The sequence below is a fragment of the Enterobacteriaceae bacterium Kacie_13 genome, from assembly GCA_013457415.1.
GTDB lineage: Bacteria > Pseudomonadota > Gammaproteobacteria > Enterobacterales > Enterobacteriaceae > Rahnella.
Map to the genome: position 1 here is coordinate 156,121 of CP045666.1, position 17,312 is coordinate 173,432.

Below are 17,312 nucleotides of genomic sequence, written 5' to 3' on the forward strand. Positions count from 1 at the left end.
CTATGAGCCAGCGCATCATTATTGATACCGATCCCGGCGTGGATGACGCCATCGCTCTGTGGCTGGCATTGGCTTCGCCAGAGCTCGAGGTGCTCGGCGTGACGGTTGTGGCCGGAAACGTTGCGTTGAAAGATACCCTGCGCAATGCCTGTAAAATCGTCGCGCTGTCGGGCAAAACCTCAACACCAATTTACGCCGGTGCGCCCGGTCCGCTGGTGCGCGATCAGGTGTATGGCAAATACGCTCACATCGGCGCGTTCAGTAACGAACTGGTGCCGGACAGCGAACTGCAACCTGAGGCGGAACACGCGGTCGATTTTCTGGTGCGAACGCTGAGAAAAGCGGCGCAGGATAACGATCCGATCACAATATGCGCTATCGGCCCGATGACCAATCTTGCACTGGCGCTGGGCATGCACCCGGACGTCGCGCGGGGCATCAAGCGCATCGTCACCATGAGTTGCGCATTTACCGCGCTCGGACATCGCGTACCGTGGGCCGAATTCAACGTGTACGCCGATCCGCACGCCGCCGAAAAAGTGTTCACCAGCGGTGTTCCGCTGGTGGTGATGCCGCTCGATATGACTTTTCAGGCGCTGATCGGCGTTGATGACATTGAAGCGATAAGACAGGATGGCGGCGCGCCGGGCGAATCTATCGCTGCGCTGCTGAGCGCGTTTGATCGCAGTGATCTCACCCGTTTTGGCCGCGAAGGCGGGCCGGTTCACGATGCCACCACTATCGCATATCTGCTGCAACCCGGTCTGTTCTCGGGCCAGAATGCGCGCGTCGGCGTGGCCGTTTCCGGCAACACCGCTGGCTATACCTATGCTGATTTCTACAACAAACTGCCGACGCCGCCGAACGCGCTGGTGATGCAAAAAGTGGATGAATACGGCTTTTTCAGCTTGCTGCGACGTGTACTTTCCCGCTACGGCGCTTCGCACGCATGAGCCGTTACCTGCTGGGGCGTTTCGGACAAACGTTACTGACGCTGTTCGTGATGTCTCTGCTGGTTTTCGGGGGCGTCTATCTGGTGGGAAATCCGGTGGATCTCCTGCTCAGCACTGCTGCCACCCCCGCTGAGCGCCTCGGCGTGATTCAGTCATTCGGCCTTGATAAGCCGGTGTGGGAGCAATACGGCCTGTTTGTGGTCAATGCCCTGCACGGCGACATGGGTAACTCTTTTATCTATAACCAGCCCGCGCTGCACCTGATTTTCCAGCGAATGCCCGCCACGCTTGAACTGGCGCTGGTGGCATTTGTTCTGGCACTGGTGATTGGTATTCCGCTTGGCGTTTACGCCGGTTTGCGCCCGGACGGCTGGCTGTCGAAAACCATCATGACCATATCCATTTTTGGCTTCAGCCTGCCAACGTTCTGGATCGGGCTGATGATGATCATGCTGTTCAGCGTGAGGCTGGGGGTGCTTCCGGCGTCCGGACGCGGCGAAACGGTAGACGTTTTCGGCGTACCCGTCAGTCTCTTTACCGCCGACGGCCTCGCGCATCTGATCCTTCCCGCATTCAATCTGGCACTGTTCAAAATTTCGCTGATTATCCGCCTTACCCGTGCAGGCGTGCTTGAATGTCTGCAACAAGATTTCATCCGTTTTGCCCGCGCGAAAGGGTTATCCGAGAGCCGCATCGTGCTGGTTCACGTTCTGAAAAATACGCTGATCCCGCTGATTACTGTGATAGGACTTGAGCTTGGCTCACTGATCGCCTTTGCCGTCGTCACCGAAACCATTTACGCGTGGCCGGGCATGGGCAAGCTCATCATCGATTCCATCGCCGTGCTCGATCGCCCGGTGATTCTGGCATACCTGATGATTACCGTAGTGATGTTTAGCCTGATCAACCTGCTGGTGGATGTGCTCTACGTGCTGGTCGACCCGCGCGTCCGGCTGGGGGGCGAAGACTGATGCCGTCAAATTCGGTTCATTCTCGCAACACCACGCCACAGACGGCGCACTCGGCCTTTTACAACACGCTGACGGCGCTGATGCGGAACAAATTCTCGCTATGCGGCCTGATTATTCTGGGCATTGCCATTTTGCTTTCGGTGCTCGCACCGTGGATCTCTGCGCAAAACCCTTATGATTTATCGCAACTCGATATTATGGATGGCCGTCTTAAACCCGGCTCAGCCAGCATGAGTGGCATGATTTACTGGCTGGGCACCGACGATCAGGGGCGCGATTTACTCAGCGCGATGCTTTACGGTATGCGCACCAGCCTGCTGGTCGGCGTCTCCAGCGCAGTGATTGCGCTGACGATTGGCGCGGTGCTTGGGCTTACCAGCGCCTGGGCGGGGGGCAAAACCGATGCGCTGATTATGCGTATTGTCGATATTCAGTTGAGTTTCCCACCGATCCTCATTGCGCTTATTCTGCTTGCCGTGCTCGGGCAGGGCGTCGATAAAATTATTCTGGCGCTGGTGGTCACGCAGTGGGCGTACTACGCGCGCACGGTGCGAGGCTCGGCGCTGCTGGAACGACGCCGCAGCTACGTGGACGCCGCGCGCAGTATGGCGCTGTCGAATCCGCGCATCCTCCTGCGCCATATTTTGCCCAACTGCCTGCCGCCGCTGATCGTCGTCGCCACCATGCGCATTGCCTATGCGATTATGCTCGAGGCCACGCTGTCATTTCTCGGCATTGGTTTACCCGTCACCGAACCTTCGCTGGGATTGCTTATCGCCAACGGATTCGACTACCTGATGTCCGGCGATTACTGGATCAGCGTTTACCCCGGCATCACGCTGTTGATACTGATCGTGGCGATCAATTTAGTGGGTGATGCCTTGCGCGACATCCTCAATCCGAGGAATAAGGACTGATGATGCACAATCCGGTGCTACAGGTCGAAAAACTCAATACTGCGTTTTCGGTGGAGGGCGACTGGCTGAACGTGGTGCGCGATCTCTCCTTTTCGATTGGTCCGAAAGAAACGCTGGCGCTGGTGGGTGAATCCGGCTCGGGTAAAAGCGTGACTGCTATGTCAGTCATGCAATTGCTGGACGCCAGGCAAACGCGTTACTCGGGCAGCGTGATGTTCGGTGGACAGAATTTACTGGCCCTGAATGCCAGACAAATGCAAAGCATTCGCGGCAACCACATCGGCATGATCTTTCAGGAACCGATGACCAGCCTGAATCCGGTTTTAAAAATTGGCGTGCAGATCACTGAGGTGCTCAAGCGGCATCGCGGGATGGACGACGCGACTGCGCGTATCGAAGCAGTCCGCCTGCTGGAAAAAGTCAGGATCCCTGCTGCTGCATCACGGCTCAACGAATATCCGCTGAGCTTTTCCGGCGGAATGCGTCAGCGGGTGGTGATCGCCATCGCGCTTGCCTGTAATCCACGTTTGCTAATCGCCGACGAACCCACCACTGCACTGGATGTCACCATTCAGGCGCAAATTCTCGCGCTGATAAAATCCTTGCAGGAAGAAGAGGGGATGTCGGTGCTCTTCATCACTCATGACATGGGTGTGGTGGCCGAAGTGGCTGACCGCACGCTGGTGATGCACCGGGGCGAAGCGGTGGAACAGGCGACTACCCGGGAGATTTTCCATCTTCCGCAGCATGCTTATACGCGGGCGCTGCTGGCGGCGGTGCCGCGTCTCGGCGCGATGACCGGCATCGCTTTGCCCAAAAGATTTCCTCTTATGGATATGCACACAGGCATTCCGCAGCCGGTGGCAGATTCTGTCGATACCCTGCGTCCGGGTCAGCCGGTGCTGGATGTCAAAAACCTGGTCACGCGTTTTGATGTGAAGTCTGGCCTGTTGCGCCGCGTCTCTGCGCGTGTGCATGCGGTGGAAGATCTCTCTTTCAGCCTGCAGCCGGGCGAAACACTCTCGCTGGTCGGGGAATCCGGCTGCGGAAAATCGACAACTGGCCGCACGATTTTACGGCTGACCGAAGCCACCTCCGGCGACGTACTGATTACAGGCGAGGATATACGCCGCGCCGACCGGGCACATCTTGCAGAGATCCGCACGCAGGCACAGATGATTTTTCAGGATCCGTTTGAGAGCCTGAATCCGCGCATGCGCGTCGGGCAGGCGATTGCTGAACCGATGATAAGCCTTGGGCTGCATGATGCGGCCAGCGCCAAAATCCGCGTGGCGCAGTTGCTCGAGCAGGTCGGGCTGCAAAGCAATATGGCATCGCGTTTTCCGCATCAGTTTTCCGGCGGGCAGCGTCAGCGGATTTGTATCGCGCGCGCGCTGGCACTGGAACCCAAACTTATTATCGCCGACGAAGCGGTATCGGCGCTGGATGTTTCGGTCAAAGCGCAGGTCATCAATCTGATGCTCGATCTCCAGCAACAGCTGGGGCTGTCGTACCTGTTTATCTCTCACGATATGGCCGTGGTCGAACGCATCAGCCATCGCGTCGCCGTGATGTATCTTGGCGAAATTGTCGAAATCGGATCCCGAGCCGATATTTTTGAAAATCCGCAACACGCGTATACCCGCAAACTTCTGGCTGCCGTGCCGGTACCGGATCCCACTATCCGCCGTAAACGGGCTGTTGTTCCGGAAGAACTCGCCAGCCCGTTGCGCCCGGCCACGTATCAGCCACCCGTCCGCCATTATCGCGAAGTCAGCGACGGGCATTTTGTGCAAACCACCTGATCCTCCCGCTCTTTCTCTCGCTTAAAGGGTCATTTTACTCTTTTAGTTACAACATACTTTATACGTGGAAACATTTCCTGATCGAGTTATCAGGATGTGCTCTGCAAATATGCGGCGCGGATCCCTCTATAAGCCGCATGGCAGGCGGGAACTGGCTTAGTCCAAATCGCCATGAGTCATAACATAACGGTTATGAGTAAACATCTTGACCAGGTGACGGCGATCACGTTTTATGGCAACCGGACGACCCCCTAATTCACCTGCAAAGGATAATAATAATGACTGAGTGCGCATCGCTGGACACCCGGCCACATACTTCTGCTTTCCGCCGATGGCTGGCGGTCTTTTCACTTGCCTGCGGCACGTTCGTGCTGGTTAATACCGAATTTCTGCCGATTGGTTTGCTTTCGCCCATCGCCCGTTCGCTGGGCGTTACCGAAGGCCACGCAGGTCTTGCGGTGATGCTGCCGGGGCTGGTTGCCGCGATTTCTGCTCCACTTATCATGCTGTTTGCCAAACGTATGGATCGCCGTAAGTTGCTGTTATTGCTCTCCGCGACGGTAATAATTGCTAACGGTATTGCCGAGATAGCCGAGTCCTTTAACGTTTTGCTGATCGGACGCATTATTCTTGGCGTCGGAGTCGGCGGATTCTGGTCATTCGCTATCCCTTCCGGACGACGACTGGTGCCGGAAGAGCAGGGCGCACGGGCTATTTCGTTGATCACAGCCGGCGTGGCAGTCGGCACGGTGGCCGGTGTGCCTGCGGGCGCGTTTATTGGCGATCTTTATGGCTGGCGAATGGCGTTCACCCTCAATTCTTTGCTGGCGCTGGTATTCTTCGTGTTGCAGTGGATTGCGTTACCCCCACTTCCGGCCCAGCAATCCATCGGGCTGCGTGCCATGCTTGGCGTGGTCAAAGTGCCTGGTATCCGCTACGCATTGATTATCGGCGTATTTATGGCAGGAGGCCATTTTGCGGCTTACACCTATCTGGAACCGTGGTTGCGTTTCGATCTGCACCTGTCGGCCAGTGATATTTCGTTGTTATTGATGGGGTACGGGATTTCCGGGTTATTTGGCACGTTAACGTCCGAATTCACCGTGCGCGAGTTCGGTGTGAAGCGGGCATTTATGCTGAATATGCTATTGCTTAGCGTTTCAGTGCTGGTGTTATCGCTGTTTCCTGTGCCACTGGCAGTGGCCAGCGCGCTGGTGATCTTGTGGGGACTGGCGTTTGGCGCATTGCCGGTGTGTCTGAATATCTGGACATATCAGGCGTCACCCGCCTTGTTCGAAACTGGATCTGCGTTGCTCGTCTGCGTATTCCAGACGTCACTGGCGCTCGGCGCGTTGTTCGGCGGCGTGCTGGCGGATAACGCCGGTGTTAGCAGCGCTTTCCTGCTCGGCGGCGCGCTGACCTTACTGGCGGCCATCACCATTTTCCTGTCGCGTCCGCAGCCCGCGCAGTTGCGCGAGACTGAAGCATAGTGTGGATTCTTAACAGGAAATCTTTCCACGTATACGACAGATCATTATTTAGCCGGCCTGGGTGCCGGTTAAAGTTGATACAAAGCAAGGTTAAAGCGCTTAGATTAACTTTATTATTCGCCTGAATGGACGTCCGCTGCTACTTTCTAAGAATTAGCATATTACCGACGGGAGGGTGTTAAATGAAAGTGCTGAAAAATGAAACAGACTATATTTCCTGGATGTTTGACAATTACTTTCAGCTGTCTAAGGCTACCGTATCACCTTTAATGAGTGATGCAGAGATCAGGGAAGTGCTTAATGAATTGCATCCTGAATCGTTCCCTTGTATCGGATATTTAACTTTATCTTCAAGTGGTTGTATGTACGAAGTAAATTATATATCACGAGCGATGGTATCAGAGTGGGCGGTTGAACTGGATATAAACTAAAATTCATTTCATTCTGGTATCACTTTTTTGGAAGGTCTGGAGGTATCTCCTGACCTTCTTTTCATTTGTGTTATCCATTTTCAGGATAGGATTTAAAGAAGATCCTTAAAGCACAGGCATCACTCGAAATAGAACCACGCGGTTTTAATCAGGTTATTTTCCACTTCGAATACTGCGATGCTGTTGATCGGTTGTTCGTAGATGCCGTGAATCAGTTCGTGATCAAACACCTTGTTGCCAAGCACAGTTCTCGACAGCAGTTCGGCGCGCAGCGCTTTATTATTGAAGCGATGATTTCTGTAAAACGTGATCAGCGCATCTTTACCCTGTAAGGACGGCGTCATCGTCGGCATACGATAAGCAGTGAAATCTTCGCTATAGCAAGCGGCGAACGCCTCCAGATCGTGGGCGTTGTAGGCGTTGAACTGATTTTCAACGGGAGTGGCTGCGTTCATGAATCTACCTTTTGTGAATTTATATGTTAACAAAACGCATAATAATTCATAACACACAGTCTGGCAAAGGCTCATTTAAGAAAGTTCCTGCTTTGGCAGGCTGACTCGCGTAACCCCTCTCAGCGTCTATACTGGATCTGAATGTAAAACAAATCGGAGGAAAAACATGACCATTCATAAAAAAGGCCAGGCGCATTGGGAAGGCGACATCAAACACGGAAAAGGTTACATCTCTTCTGAAAGTGGTGCACTCAAAGATCAACCGTACGGTTTTAACACCCGTTTCGAAGGCAAACCGGGTACTAACCCGGAAGAACTTCTCGGTGCAGCACATTCCGCCTGCTTCTCAATGGCACTGTCACTGATGCTCGGCGAAGCAGGGCACACCCCTGAAAGTATCGACACCGTCGCAGATGTATCGCTCGACAAAGTGGATGGCGGATTTGCCATCACTAAAATCGCGCTCGACAGCACCGTGAAACTGCCAGGGATCGATAAAGACAAATTTGATGAAATCATCAAAGCGGCGAAAGCCGGTTGCCCGGTTTCCAAAGTGCTTAACGCAGAGATTACTCTGACCTATAAGCTGGAAAACTGATCGGCTTTGTCTGAATCAGTCTTTGCCACTATTAAGCCATGCTAAGTTTGCATGGCTTTTGTGTTTTTGATCCCAAATATTCAATCCTTTATTCCGCCGGTTTGACAAAAAATCTCCGTCTGCCTTAACTCAATCATTCCATTTAACCGAATGGTGACCCCATGAGTTCGGTTTTTTATTGTGATGATGAGATGACCCTATGCTGACACTTCGCCAGATCCGCCATTTTATTGCTGTTGCTGAAACCGGTTCTATTTCTGCGGCGGCGCAAGCTTCGTTTGTCTCTCAGTCCTCATTAACGCAGGCCATCCAGCAGCTGGAGGTCGAAACCCAAGCGCGACTGTTTGACCGCCACGCGAAAGGCATGACGTTAACTCATCAGGGGCATCAGTTTTTACGCCAGTCCTATTTGATCCTCGCCACGGTGGATAACGCTAAACGCAGTCTGCAAATGGGCACCGAAAGCGTTACCGGGCAGATTACGCTTGGTGTAACCAGTCTGGTTGCCGGGTATTTTTTGGTGGATTTACTCAAACAATTCAATGCCTACTACCCAAATGTGGAAGTCAAAGTCGTCGAGGATGAGCGTCAGTACATCGAGCATTTGCTGGTCAGTGGCGAAATCGATATCGGCGTGTTGATCCTCTCCAATCTGGAAGACCGCGACGCGTTGCAAACGGAAGTCCTGACCCATTCCTCCTATCGCCTGTGGCTGCCGCCGTTGCACCCGTTGCTTGAGCGTGAAAGCATTTCTCTGGCCGATATTGCCAATGAACCGCTGATCCAGCTGAACGTCGACGAAATGGAAAAACATGCGCAGCGGCTGTGGGCACGGGCGGGGCTGAAGCCGAATATCGCGATGAAAACCGCTTCAACCGAGGCTGTTCGTAGCCTGGTGGCCGCCGGTCTGGGCGTATCCGTACAGCCGGATATGGCTTACCGCGCATGGTCGCTGGAAGGGAATATGATCGAAGCCAGCAAACTGGAGGATTCCATCGAGCCGCTAGATATCGGGTTGGCGTGGCGTCGCGGCAGTGCCCGGCCTGAGCTGGTAACGCCTTTTCTGACCATCGCGCGAGAAAACAGCGCCAAGCGCAAGCCCTGAGAACCGAAGCATTCGGTTTATCCGAACGCTGCCTTCAGTAATTGCTATTTGTTGCCCTCAGCGAAATTATCTAATGTGAATGTAATGTGTTTTCTTGTTACGTCCCGATAACAATTACATGAATTAAGGATGATTCCCGAAGCTGAGGGTTGAATGATGTCGGATGCTGAGTTCGTTGCCGGTTTCTCTCAAAAACATGTGATCAATGGCGACCTCCTTCAGGGTGAGGGCGCAACGCAAAGTATTTTCAATCCCGCGACCGGCGAAGTGATTGCCGAAGTCGCCGAAACCTCTCTGGCTCAGGTCGCTCAGGCTGTTAACGCCGCCAACTCTGCATTCTCTCGCTGGTCGCGCACCACTCCCGCCGAACGCGCCACCGTGCTTTTACGTATCGCCGACGCTGTCGAAAAACAGGCGCAGTCGCTGGCGCAACTCGAAGCGCTCAACTGCGGTAAACCGCTGCATCAGGCATTGAAAGATGACCTTCCGGCGGCAATTGACGTCTTTCGTTTTTTTGCCGGTGCGGTGCGTTGTCAGCAGGGGCAACTTTCTGGTGAATATTTGCCGGGCCACACCTCCATGGTGCGCCGCGACGCGCTGGGCGTGGTGGCATCGATTGCGCCGTGGAATTACCCGCTGATGATGTCAGCGTGGAAAATCGCGCCTGCTCTGGCGGCGGGCAATACCGTAGTATTCAAACCTTCCGAGCATACGCCGCTGACCATTCTCGCGCTGCTGCCGGCCTTACAGGATATTCTGCCGCCCGGCGTGCTGAACGTGATCACCGGCAGTGGTGAAGGTGTAGGTAATGCGCTGGTCAGTCATCCTCATGTGCGTCTGATTTCTCTGACCGGCGATATTGTCACCGGGCAGCGCATTTTGCAGGCCGCTGTCAAAACGGTGAAACGCACGCATCTTGAGCTGGGCGGTAAAGCGCCGGTTATTGTGTGCAATGACGCCGATATAGATGACGTGGTTCAGGCTGTCAGTACCTGGGGTTATTACAACGCCGGGCAGGATTGCACGTCAGCCTGCCGCGTTTATGCGCAGGCCGGGATCTACGAGCGGCTGGTGGAAAAACTGGGTGAGGCGGTTTCTCAGCTGTCATTCGCCCGAAAAAATGACAGTGACAACTTTATGGGGCCGCTGATAAGCGCCAGACAGCGGGATCGGGTTTCCAGCTTTGTCGAACGAGCGCTGAGCCAGCCGCATATCGAGCGCATCACCGGCGCTGCCTCGCACTCTGGCCCCGGATTCTTTTATCAGCCGACGCTGCTGGCGGGATGTTTGCAAAGCGATGAAATCGTCCAGCGCGAAGTCTTCGGGCCGGTGGTCAGCGTGACCCGTTTCGATACTATTGAGCAAGTGCTGAACTGGGCCAATGAATCCGAATACGGGCTCGCATCCTCGGTCTGGACACAAAATATCGATTTAGCGATACAAATCTCCACTCATCTGCAATATGGCACTACCTGGATTAACACGCATTTTTCTTTAGTCAGCGAAATGCCTCACGGCGGATTAAAACGCTCAGGGTATGGCAATGATCTCTCCAGTTATTCGTTACAGGATTACAGCGTAGTCAGACACATCATGGCGAAGTTCAAACCACAATTCTAATAACAGAAAAATACGACGACAGGACAGGGGTAACTCATGAAAATATTATCTGGTAATAGACAAATTTCGGCAGTTTGTTTGGGTATTCTCAGTGTTTTAAATACGGCCCTGGCCGCTGAATTACCGACAAATATAGGTAAAGGCGAAGGGCAATTAAATATTGTCGCCTGGCCGGGATATATCGAACGCGGCGAAAGTGATAAGAATTATGACTGGGTGACACAGTTCGAAAAACAAACCAGTTGTAAAGTGAATGTCAAAACGGCGGCAACTTCCGACGAAATGGTCAGCCTGATGGCGAAGGGCGGTTACGATTTGGTGACGGCGTCGGGCGATGCCTCGCTGCGTCTGATTTATGGTAAACGCGTCCAGCCGATTAACCCGTCGCTTGTCGCCAACTGGAAGAATATCGACCCGCGTTTACTCAAGGGGGAATGGTTTAACGTCGCCGGGAAAGTGTATGGCACGCCCTATCAGTGGGGGCCAAATCTGCTGATGTACAACACCAAAACGTTCCCGATCGCGCCTGACAGTTGGTCGGTAATTTTCGTCCCTCAGAACCTGCCTGACGGTAAACCCAATCAGGGCCGCGTACAGGCCTATGACGGACCGATCGCCATCGCTGACGCCGCGCTGTACCTGAAAAGTACACAGCCTGACCTTAAAATCGAAGATCCGTATCAGCTCAACGAAACGCAGTATCAGGCCGTGCTGAAATTGCTGCGCGGCCAGCATCCGCTCATCCACCGTTACTGGCACGATGCTTCCGTACAGATGAGTGATTTCAAAAATGAAGGCGTGGTTGCCAGCAGCTCCTGGCCGTATCAGGCCAACGCGCTTAAAGGTGAGAAACAGCCGATCGCCACTGTCTTCCCGAAAGAGGGTGTCACCGGCTGGGCGGATACCACCATGCTGGCTGCCGATGCAGAACACCCGAACTGTGCCTATCAGTGGATGAACTGGTCGCTTGAACCGAAAGTGCAGGGCGACGTCGCCGCGTGGTTTGGTTCTGTACCAAGCGTACCAGCCGGTTGTAAAGCCAGCCCGTTATTAGGCGCGGAAGGTTGCGAAACCAATGGCTTTAACAAATTCACGGCAATTTCATTCTGGAAAACACCGCAATCCGAAGGCGGAAAATATATTCCTTATAGCCGCTGGACTCAGGATTACATTGCCATTATGGGCGGACGCTAAATACACGTCATCCTTTGAGCCGTCTCTGCGCTGGCTGTCGTCGCGAACCCCAGTTACATACTTTTGTATGCTCCAGGGGATTCGCTCAGTTGCCGTCCTGATACAACTCAAATGATTTTGCGTACTCCAAAATGATATTGAGGAATTAACTATGCCCGCCGTGCAATTTATTAATGTTTCTCGTTTATACGGGGAAACAAAAGCCGTCGATAATGTCTCGATTGATATTCAGGACGGTGAATTCTTTTCCATGCTCGGCCCCTCGGGATCGGGGAAAACGACTTGCCTGCGTCTCATCGCCGGTTTCGAAACGCTGACCTCCGGCTCGGTGCGTATTCATGGGAAAGAAGCCTCACAGCTCGCACCCTATGAGCGCGATGTGAATACCGTGTTTCAGGATTACGCACTGTTTCCGCACATGACAGTGCTGGAAAACGTGGCGTATGGCCTGATGGTAAAAGGTGTGGGTAAAAAAGAACGTAACATCCGTGCGATGGAATCTCTGGAGCGGGTTGCGCTTGGCTTTACCGCTGCGCGCAAACCGGCGTTTTTGTCCGGCGGACAACGTCAGCGTGTGGCGCTGGCGCGCGCGTTGGTGAATCAGCCAAGCGTTTTGCTGCTTGACGAACCGCTCGGTGCGCTGGATTTAAAATTACGAGAGCAGATGCAGGGTGAGCTGAAAAAGCTGCAACGCGAGCTGGGTATCACCTTCATCTTCGTGACGCATGATCAAAGTGAAGCGCTTTCGATGTCTGACCGCGTCGCGGTATTCAACAATGGCCGTATCGAACAGGTCGATACACCGCGTGAGCTGTATCTCAGCCCGCGCACCGCATTTGTGGCGCAATTTGTTGGCACTGCAAATGTGCTGACTTCAGATCTCTCCCTCAAAATCACCGGTGTATCCGGCAGCCGTTCTATTCGCCCCGAGCATATTCGTCTTGCCCCGCAGCCGCTGGCAGGAAGTGATGCGGTGCAGGTCAACGCCATCCTCAAAGACATCCATTTTCAGGGTGCGGCAACACGCTACGAACTGGCGCTTGAAGGGGGCGAAAAGTTGTTCGTCAGCGAACCCAACAATCTTGCGGCCAGCGCGCAGACCTCGTACCGGCAGGGGCAGCCGGTCGTGGCGTGCTGGGACAGAGATGCAATGGTGGCGCTGCTTGAGGGCTAAACGATGGATATCAGTATGACTCCTTACGAGAAGCGCGCCCGTCGTGGCCGCGCGCTGATAACGTATCTGCATCATCGCCCGGGTTTTTATCTGGCGCTGCTGCTGGTGCCACCGCTGCTATGGTTTGGCGCGATCTACTTAGGCTCGCTGTTTGCCTTGCTGTGGCAGGGTTTATACACCTTCGATGACTTTACCATGACGGTGTCTTCGACGCTGACCACCGCTAACATCCGTGCGCTGTTTGACCCGGTGAATGCCGACATTATTGTCCGGACGGTCACGATGGCGCTGCTGGTGTCGTTTTTCAGCGCGGTACTGGCGTTTCCGATTGCGTACTACATGGCGCGTTACATCACCGGCAAGAAAAAAGCGTTCTTTTATGTCGCGATCATGTTGCCAATGTGGGCGAGTTATATCGTCAAGGCCTATGCATGGACATTGTTGCTTTCCAAAGGCGGCGTACTGCAATGGTTCCTCGAACATCTCGGGCTGGAACCGCTGCTCTCGGCGATGCTGAGCCTGCCGGGCATCGGCGGTAATACACTGTCGACCTCGGGGATCGGCCGCTTTTGGGTGTTCGTTTATATCTGGCTGCCGTTTATGATCCTGCCGATCCAGGCGGCGCTGGAACGGCTGCCGCCGTCGCTGCTACAGGCCTCTGAGGACCTGGGGGCGAAGCCATGGCAGACGCTGCGCTACGTTGTCTTCCCGCTGGCGGTGCCGGGCATTGCTGCCGGTTCGATCTTTACGTTCTCGCTGACGCTGGGCGATTACATTATCCCGCAGCTGGTGGGGCCGCCGGGGTATTACATCGGCAATATGGTCTATTCGCAGCAGGGTTCGATTGGCAACATGCCGATGGCCGCCGCGTTCACGCTGGTGCCTATCGTGTTGATTGCCTTGTACTTGTCGATGGTTAAACGACTGGGAGCTTTCGATGCACTCTAAACGCGCACCCTGGTTACTCAAACTCTCCGCGTGGGGCGGGCTGGTTTTCCTCCACTTTCCTCTGCTGATTATTGCGGTCTACGCCTTTAACACCGAGGACGCGGCGTTCAGTTTCCCGCCAAAGGGCTTCACGCTGCACTGGTTTGCGGTGGCGGCTGGGCGCCACGACATCCTCGATGCCATCTGGCTCTCGGTGCAAATAGCCTGTTGCGCCACCCTTATAGCGATGGTGCTCGGCACACTGGCGGCTGCGGCGCTGTATCGGCGTAACTTCTACGGCAAAAACAGCATCACACTATTGTTCATGCTGCCGATTGCCTTGCCGGGGATCATTACCGGGCTGGCGCTGCTTAATGCGTTTCACGCCGCGCAGATAGAGCCGGGAATGCTGACGATTGTTATCGGGCACGCTACTTTTTGCATGGTGATTGTCTACAACAACGTGATCGCCCGTTTTCGCCGGATCACGCACAGCCTGATTGAAGCCTCTATGGATTTAGGCGCTGACGGCTGGCAGACCTTCCGCTACATCATTTTGCCGAACCTCAGCACTGCGTTGCTGGCGGGCGGAATGCTGGCTTTTGCACTGTCTTTCGATGAAATCATTGTTACGACGTTTACCGCCGGACACGAACGTACGTTGCCGATCTGGCTGCTCAACCAGCTGGGCAGACCGCGTGAAGTGCCGGTGACTAACGTTGTTGCGCTGTGCCTGATGGTGCTCACCATGATCCCGATTCTGGGCGCGTGGTATCTCACAAGAAATGGGTCAGATGTGGCCGGTGATGGCAAATAATAAGGAAGAACTGATGCAAACGAACATGTTGATCAATGGTGAGCTGGTTGCCGGTGAAGGGGCGTCATTACCGGTTTTCAACCCGCATACGGGGCAGGAAATAGTACGTCTGGCGCAGGCCAGTGCAAAACAAACCACTCAGGCGGTCGATCTGGCGCATCACGCCTTTACTGAATGGGGCCAGACTACACCGAAAACCCGCGCCGAGCTGCTGCTGGCGCTGGCGGACAGCATCGAAGAAAACGCCGAAGCCCTGGCTAAACTTGAATCGCTCAACTGCGGCAAGCCTTATCATCTGGTTTTAAATGATGAGCTTCCAGCGGTGGCCGATGTCTTCCGATTTTTCGCTGGCGCCAGCCGCTGTCTGAACGGATTAGCGGGCGGTGAATATCTCGCCGGGCATACCTCGATGGTACGTCGCGATCCGCTGGGCGTGGTGGCCTCTATCGCGCCGTGGAATTACCCGCTGATGATGGCCGCGTGGAAAATTGCTCCGGCGTTGGCAGCGGGCAATTGTGTGGTGATCAAACCCTCTGAGATCACGCCGCTGACCGCCCTTAAGCTTGGTGAACTGGCGCGCGATCTCTTACCGGCGGGTGTGCTTAACGTGCTGTTTGGCGAGGGAAAAACGGTCGGTAACGCGCTGACGCATCACGATAAAGTGCGGATGATTTCACTGACAGGATCCGTGGCTACAGGTGAAAAAATTGTCGCGCAGGCCACCAGCGGCATCAAACGTACGCACATGGAACTCGGCGGCAAAGCACCGGTGATTGTCTTCGATGACGCGGATATTGATCAGGTGGTGGAAGGGGTGCGTACTTTCGGTTTCTACAATGCCGGACAAGACTGCACAGCCGCCTGCCGCATTTACGCGCAAAAAGGCGTTTATAAGCAGCTGGTTGAGGCACTCGGCGAAGCGGTTTCTACGATCAAACTCGGTACCGATGAAAGCAGTGAAATGGGACCATTGGTTTCGGCTGCACATCTGGAGCGGGTCGAAGGGTTTGTGCGCCGGGCAAAAGAGCTCGCACATATTCAGGTCGTGACCGGCGGGGAACGCGTCAGCGGTGAGGGTTATTACTTCCAGCCGACGTTACTTGCCGGTGCGCATCAGGAGGATGAAATCGTACAGCGCGAAGTGTTTGGTCCGGTGGTCAGCGTGACGGAATTCGATACCGAAGAACAGGTTCTGACCTGGGCAAATGAATCGAATTACGGTCTGGCATCTTCCGTCTGGACGCAAAACATTGGTCGCGCTCACCGTCTCAGCGCCCGCCTGCAATACGGCTGCACGTGGGTGAATACCCACTTTATGCTAGTCAGCGAAATGCCGCACGGTGGCCAAAAACAATCCGGCTACGGAAAAGATATGTCGATGTACGGGCTGGAGGATTACACGGCAATCCGCCATGTAATGTTCAAGCACACGTAATCAGTAAGGTGTTTTACGCGTTATTCTTTGAAATGAAACAGGGAGCCTTATGCTCCCTGTATTCTTAGAATGCGATGTTTTACGCTGTCGCTGACGTGGCAATTTTTTTGCGCGCAATATCGATAAATAAAATGCTGGCAGCAAAAGATATCCCTGCACCAATTATAACAGTGAGCAGATATGAGGTGAGGTAATTATATTCTTTATCAATTAAGGTGAGCTGTTCGGAAATTAAATCAATGTTGTCAATGACGTAACCTCTGGCAACATAAATGCCGCACCAGAATGCGCTAAAGCCAATCAGGCAGGTATAACAAACATAGCTGAATTTTCTATCAATATATTCAAGGTAAAATTTAGGGTCTGAATACGCCATTTTAAGCAGGCCTAAAAAACACCCCAGATAAATACCAATTAACCACTTCATGATGTCCCAGTTCATACGACTCTCTGAATACTGCCGCTGCCGGCATTGAAGAATAAAAATTAAACGATGCTCTGACGCCCTTTGGGCGAGGGATGAACAAGGTCACCAAAACACTAATAAACTGATTTTATTTGGTTTTTGTCTGAAATGACGCGCTGCATTATCACACTCTGTCAACATTCTGGCAAGAATGATGACGCTGACCGCAGAGTAAATTTAGCAGGAAGGAAAGACCGAGTGGGCCGGGGGACGCTGAAGGGAATGTGCGAATGCAATTCGCAGGGCTGGCGGCGATGTCGTCAGCCCTGATAACGTTAGATCTTCCTGGCTAAAAGCGTCGCAAACCTCAGCTTGTAACGATCGCCGTTTTCATCGCGTTTATGCAATTCACCCACATCTTCATTGTATTTCACGATTTCCCATCCGCGATAGTAATCACGCAGTTCTTCCGGTTTGAAGGTGAACGGAAAGGGCAGCGGGCAAGGATAATCCGGGCTATCCATCGCCGCGACGATCAGATTATAACCGCCGGTTTTGGTTGCCGCGTGCATGTCTTCGATGATGTGCGGGATGCTGTCTCGCTCGAGAAACATCATCACCACGGTAGAAAAGATGAAATCATAGTCGCCACTGAAACGGTGTGCGTTGAGATCCTGTTCGCTAATGTTGATATTGTGCAGGGACTCTGCCGCAATAATCTCCCTCACTTTGGCGACGCTGAGCGGATTGTTGTCCCAGCCCGTTACATCAAACCCTTTGAGGTTCAAATACAGCGAATTTCGGCCGCTGCCGCACCCCAGATCCAGTGCCTTTCCGGGCTGAACGTGGTGGGCTGCGTTAATGATTTCTGAATGGGTGCGGGACAGGCCGTATTTGTCGGCATAGTAATCTTCTGGTGCGGGCTGCTGAGTCATTCCCTGTTTTCCTCATAAGTTGAATCGAATGCGAGTGATTATCCTCCTAATTGCGGGGGGCGCTATTACTCTTAGTGGT

At 53.8% G+C, this 17,312-nt stretch carries 17 protein-coding genes; 14 read left to right on the forward strand and 3 right to left on the reverse strand.

Annotated features, from left to right (window positions below; all coding sequences use genetic code 11):
• Positions 1 to 2: 2 nt before the first annotated feature.
• The 6 genes from GE278_22065 to GE278_22090 all read left to right on the forward strand — a co-directional run bounded on the left by GE278_22065 (position 3) and on the right by GE278_22090 (position 6,567).
• Positions 3 to 953 (forward strand): nucleoside hydrolase, encoded by a 951-nt coding sequence (locus GE278_22065; GenBank protein ID QLK63482.1) that lies wholly within the window; start codon positions 3 to 5, stop codon positions 951 to 953.
• Entirely contained in the window at positions 950 to 1,924 is a 975-nt protein-coding gene (locus GE278_22070) for an ABC transporter permease subunit (GenBank protein ID QLK63483.1), read from the forward strand. The genes GE278_22065 and GE278_22070 overlap by 4 nt, the downstream gene beginning before the upstream one ends.
• Complete coding sequence (locus tag GE278_22075) at positions 1,924 to 2,841, forward strand: ABC transporter permease subunit (protein ID QLK63484.1); 918 nt, start codon at positions 1,924 to 1,926, stop codon at positions 2,839 to 2,841. The genes GE278_22070 and GE278_22075 overlap by 1 nt, the downstream gene beginning before the upstream one ends.
• 2 nt (positions 2,842 to 2,843) lie before the next feature.
• Entirely contained in the window at positions 2,844 to 4,646 is a 1,803-nt protein-coding gene (locus GE278_22080) for a dipeptide ABC transporter ATP-binding protein (GenBank protein ID QLK63734.1), read from the forward strand.
• A gap of 278 nt (positions 4,647 to 4,924) precedes the next feature.
• The gene (locus tag GE278_22085) at positions 4,925 to 6,136 is read left to right on the forward strand and encodes an MFS transporter (protein ID QLK63485.1); all 1,212 of its coding nucleotides are present in this window, start codon (positions 4,925 to 4,927) and stop codon (positions 6,134 to 6,136) included.
• 182 nt (positions 6,137 to 6,318) lie between these two features.
• Positions 6,319 to 6,567 carry a hypothetical protein gene (locus tag GE278_22090; GenBank protein QLK63486.1) on the forward strand — a complete coding sequence of 83 codons (249 nt, stop codon included), beginning with the start codon at positions 6,319 to 6,321 and terminating at the stop codon, positions 6,565 to 6,567.
• A gap of 119 nt (positions 6,568 to 6,686) precedes the next feature.
• Here the strand turns inward: GE278_22090 and GE278_22095 are convergent, their stop codons facing one another.
• Positions 6,687 to 7,022 (reverse strand): steroid delta-isomerase, encoded by a 336-nt coding sequence (locus GE278_22095; GenBank protein ID QLK63487.1) that lies wholly within the window; start codon positions 7,020 to 7,022, stop codon positions 6,687 to 6,689.
• 166 nt (positions 7,023 to 7,188) lie between these two features.
• Between GE278_22095 and GE278_22100 the strand changes: the two genes are divergently transcribed.
• The 8 genes from GE278_22100 (at position 7,189) to GE278_22135 (ending at position 15,892) form a co-directional block, all read left to right on the forward strand.
• Entirely contained in the window at positions 7,189 to 7,620 is a 432-nt protein-coding gene (locus GE278_22100; GenBank protein ID QLK63488.1) for an OsmC family peroxiredoxin, read from the forward strand.
• Positions 7,621 to 7,819: 199 nt separating this feature from the next.
• Positions 7,820 to 8,725 carry a LysR family transcriptional regulator gene (locus GE278_22105; protein ID QLK63489.1) on the forward strand — a complete coding sequence of 302 codons (906 nt, stop codon included), beginning with the start codon at positions 7,820 to 7,822 and terminating at the stop codon, positions 8,723 to 8,725.
• 156 nt (positions 8,726 to 8,881) lie between these two features.
• On the forward strand, positions 8,882 to 10,345 hold the full coding sequence (locus GE278_22110) for an aldehyde dehydrogenase family protein (GenBank protein ID QLK63735.1): 1,464 nt from the start codon (positions 8,882 to 8,884) through the stop codon (positions 10,343 to 10,345).
• 36 nt (positions 10,346 to 10,381) lie between these two features.
• Positions 10,382 to 11,539, forward strand: a complete 1,158-nt coding sequence (locus tag GE278_22115; protein QLK63490.1) for an extracellular solute-binding protein — start codon at positions 10,382 to 10,384, stop codon at positions 11,537 to 11,539.
• A 151-nt stretch (positions 11,540 to 11,690) separates the two neighbouring features.
• Positions 11,691 to 12,713, forward strand: a complete 1,023-nt coding sequence (locus GE278_22120) for an ATP-binding cassette domain-containing protein (GenBank protein ID QLK63491.1) — start codon at positions 11,691 to 11,693, stop codon at positions 12,711 to 12,713.
• Positions 12,714 to 12,728: 15 nt separating this feature from the next.
• Positions 12,729 to 13,661 (forward strand): ABC transporter permease subunit, encoded by a 933-nt coding sequence (locus GE278_22125; protein QLK63736.1) that lies wholly within the window; start codon positions 12,729 to 12,731, stop codon positions 13,659 to 13,661.
• Positions 13,651 to 14,457 (forward strand): ABC transporter permease subunit, encoded by an 807-nt coding sequence (locus GE278_22130; GenBank protein ID QLK63492.1) that lies wholly within the window; start codon positions 13,651 to 13,653, stop codon positions 14,455 to 14,457. The genes GE278_22125 and GE278_22130 overlap by 11 nt, the downstream gene beginning before the upstream one ends.
• A gap of 13 nt (positions 14,458 to 14,470) precedes the next feature.
• Entirely contained in the window at positions 14,471 to 15,892 is a 1,422-nt protein-coding gene (locus tag GE278_22135; protein QLK63493.1) for an aldehyde dehydrogenase family protein, read from the forward strand.
• Between the two features lie 79 nt (positions 15,893 to 15,971).
• Here GE278_22135 and GE278_22140 read toward each other — a convergent pair whose 3' ends face one another.
• Positions 15,972 to 16,319: a hypothetical protein gene (locus GE278_22140; protein ID QLK63494.1), complete on the reverse strand. Its 348-nt coding sequence runs from the start codon at positions 16,317 to 16,319 to the stop codon at positions 15,972 to 15,974.
• Positions 16,320 to 16,633: 314 nt separating this feature from the next.
• Positions 16,634 to 17,233, reverse strand: a complete 600-nt coding sequence (gene tehB / locus GE278_22145; protein ID QLK63495.1) for a tellurite resistance methyltransferase TehB — start codon at positions 17,231 to 17,233, stop codon at positions 16,634 to 16,636.
• Between the last annotated feature and the right edge of the window lie 79 nt (positions 17,234 to 17,312).

Excerpts from the sequence above, each read along its gene's own strand:
- GE278_22065 (QLK63482.1), top strand. The coding sequence starts at position 3 with ATGAGCCAGCGCATCATTATTGATACCGATCCCGGCGTGGATGACGCC.
- GE278_22070 (QLK63483.1), top strand. The coding sequence starts at position 950 with ATGAGCCGTTACCTGCTGGGGCGTTTCGGACAAACGTTACTGACGCTG.
- GE278_22075 (QLK63484.1), top strand. The coding sequence starts at position 1,924 with ATGCCGTCAAATTCGGTTCATTCTCGCAACACCACGCCACAGACGGCG.
- GE278_22080 (QLK63734.1), top strand. The coding sequence starts at position 2,844 with ATGCACAATCCGGTGCTACAGGTCGAAAAACTCAATACTGCGTTTTCG.
- GE278_22085 (QLK63485.1), top strand. The coding sequence starts at position 4,925 with ATGACTGAGTGCGCATCGCTGGACACCCGGCCACATACTTCTGCTTTC.
- GE278_22090 (QLK63486.1), top strand. The coding sequence starts at position 6,319 with ATGAAAGTGCTGAAAAATGAAACAGACTATATTTCCTGGATGTTTGAC.
- GE278_22095 (QLK63487.1), bottom strand. The coding sequence starts at position 7,022 with ATGAACGCAGCCACTCCCGTTGAAAATCAGTTCAACGCCTACAACGCC.
- GE278_22100 (QLK63488.1), top strand. The coding sequence starts at position 7,189 with ATGACCATTCATAAAAAAGGCCAGGCGCATTGGGAAGGCGACATCAAA.
- GE278_22105 (QLK63489.1), top strand. The coding sequence starts at position 7,820 with ATGCTGACACTTCGCCAGATCCGCCATTTTATTGCTGTTGCTGAAACC.
- GE278_22110 (QLK63735.1), top strand. The coding sequence starts at position 8,882 with ATGTCGGATGCTGAGTTCGTTGCCGGTTTCTCTCAAAAACATGTGATC.
- GE278_22115 (QLK63490.1), top strand. The coding sequence starts at position 10,382 with ATGAAAATATTATCTGGTAATAGACAAATTTCGGCAGTTTGTTTGGGT.
- GE278_22120 (QLK63491.1), top strand. The coding sequence starts at position 11,691 with ATGCCCGCCGTGCAATTTATTAATGTTTCTCGTTTATACGGGGAAACA.
- GE278_22125 (QLK63736.1), top strand. The coding sequence starts at position 12,729 with ATGACTCCTTACGAGAAGCGCGCCCGTCGTGGCCGCGCGCTGATAACG.
- GE278_22130 (QLK63492.1), top strand. The coding sequence starts at position 13,651 with ATGCACTCTAAACGCGCACCCTGGTTACTCAAACTCTCCGCGTGGGGC.
- GE278_22135 (QLK63493.1), top strand. The coding sequence starts at position 14,471 with ATGCAAACGAACATGTTGATCAATGGTGAGCTGGTTGCCGGTGAAGGG.
- GE278_22140 (QLK63494.1), bottom strand. The coding sequence starts at position 16,319 with ATGAAGTGGTTAATTGGTATTTATCTGGGGTGTTTTTTAGGCCTGCTT.
- tehB (QLK63495.1), bottom strand. The coding sequence starts at position 17,233 with ATGACTCAGCAGCCCGCACCAGAAGATTACTATGCCGACAAATACGGC.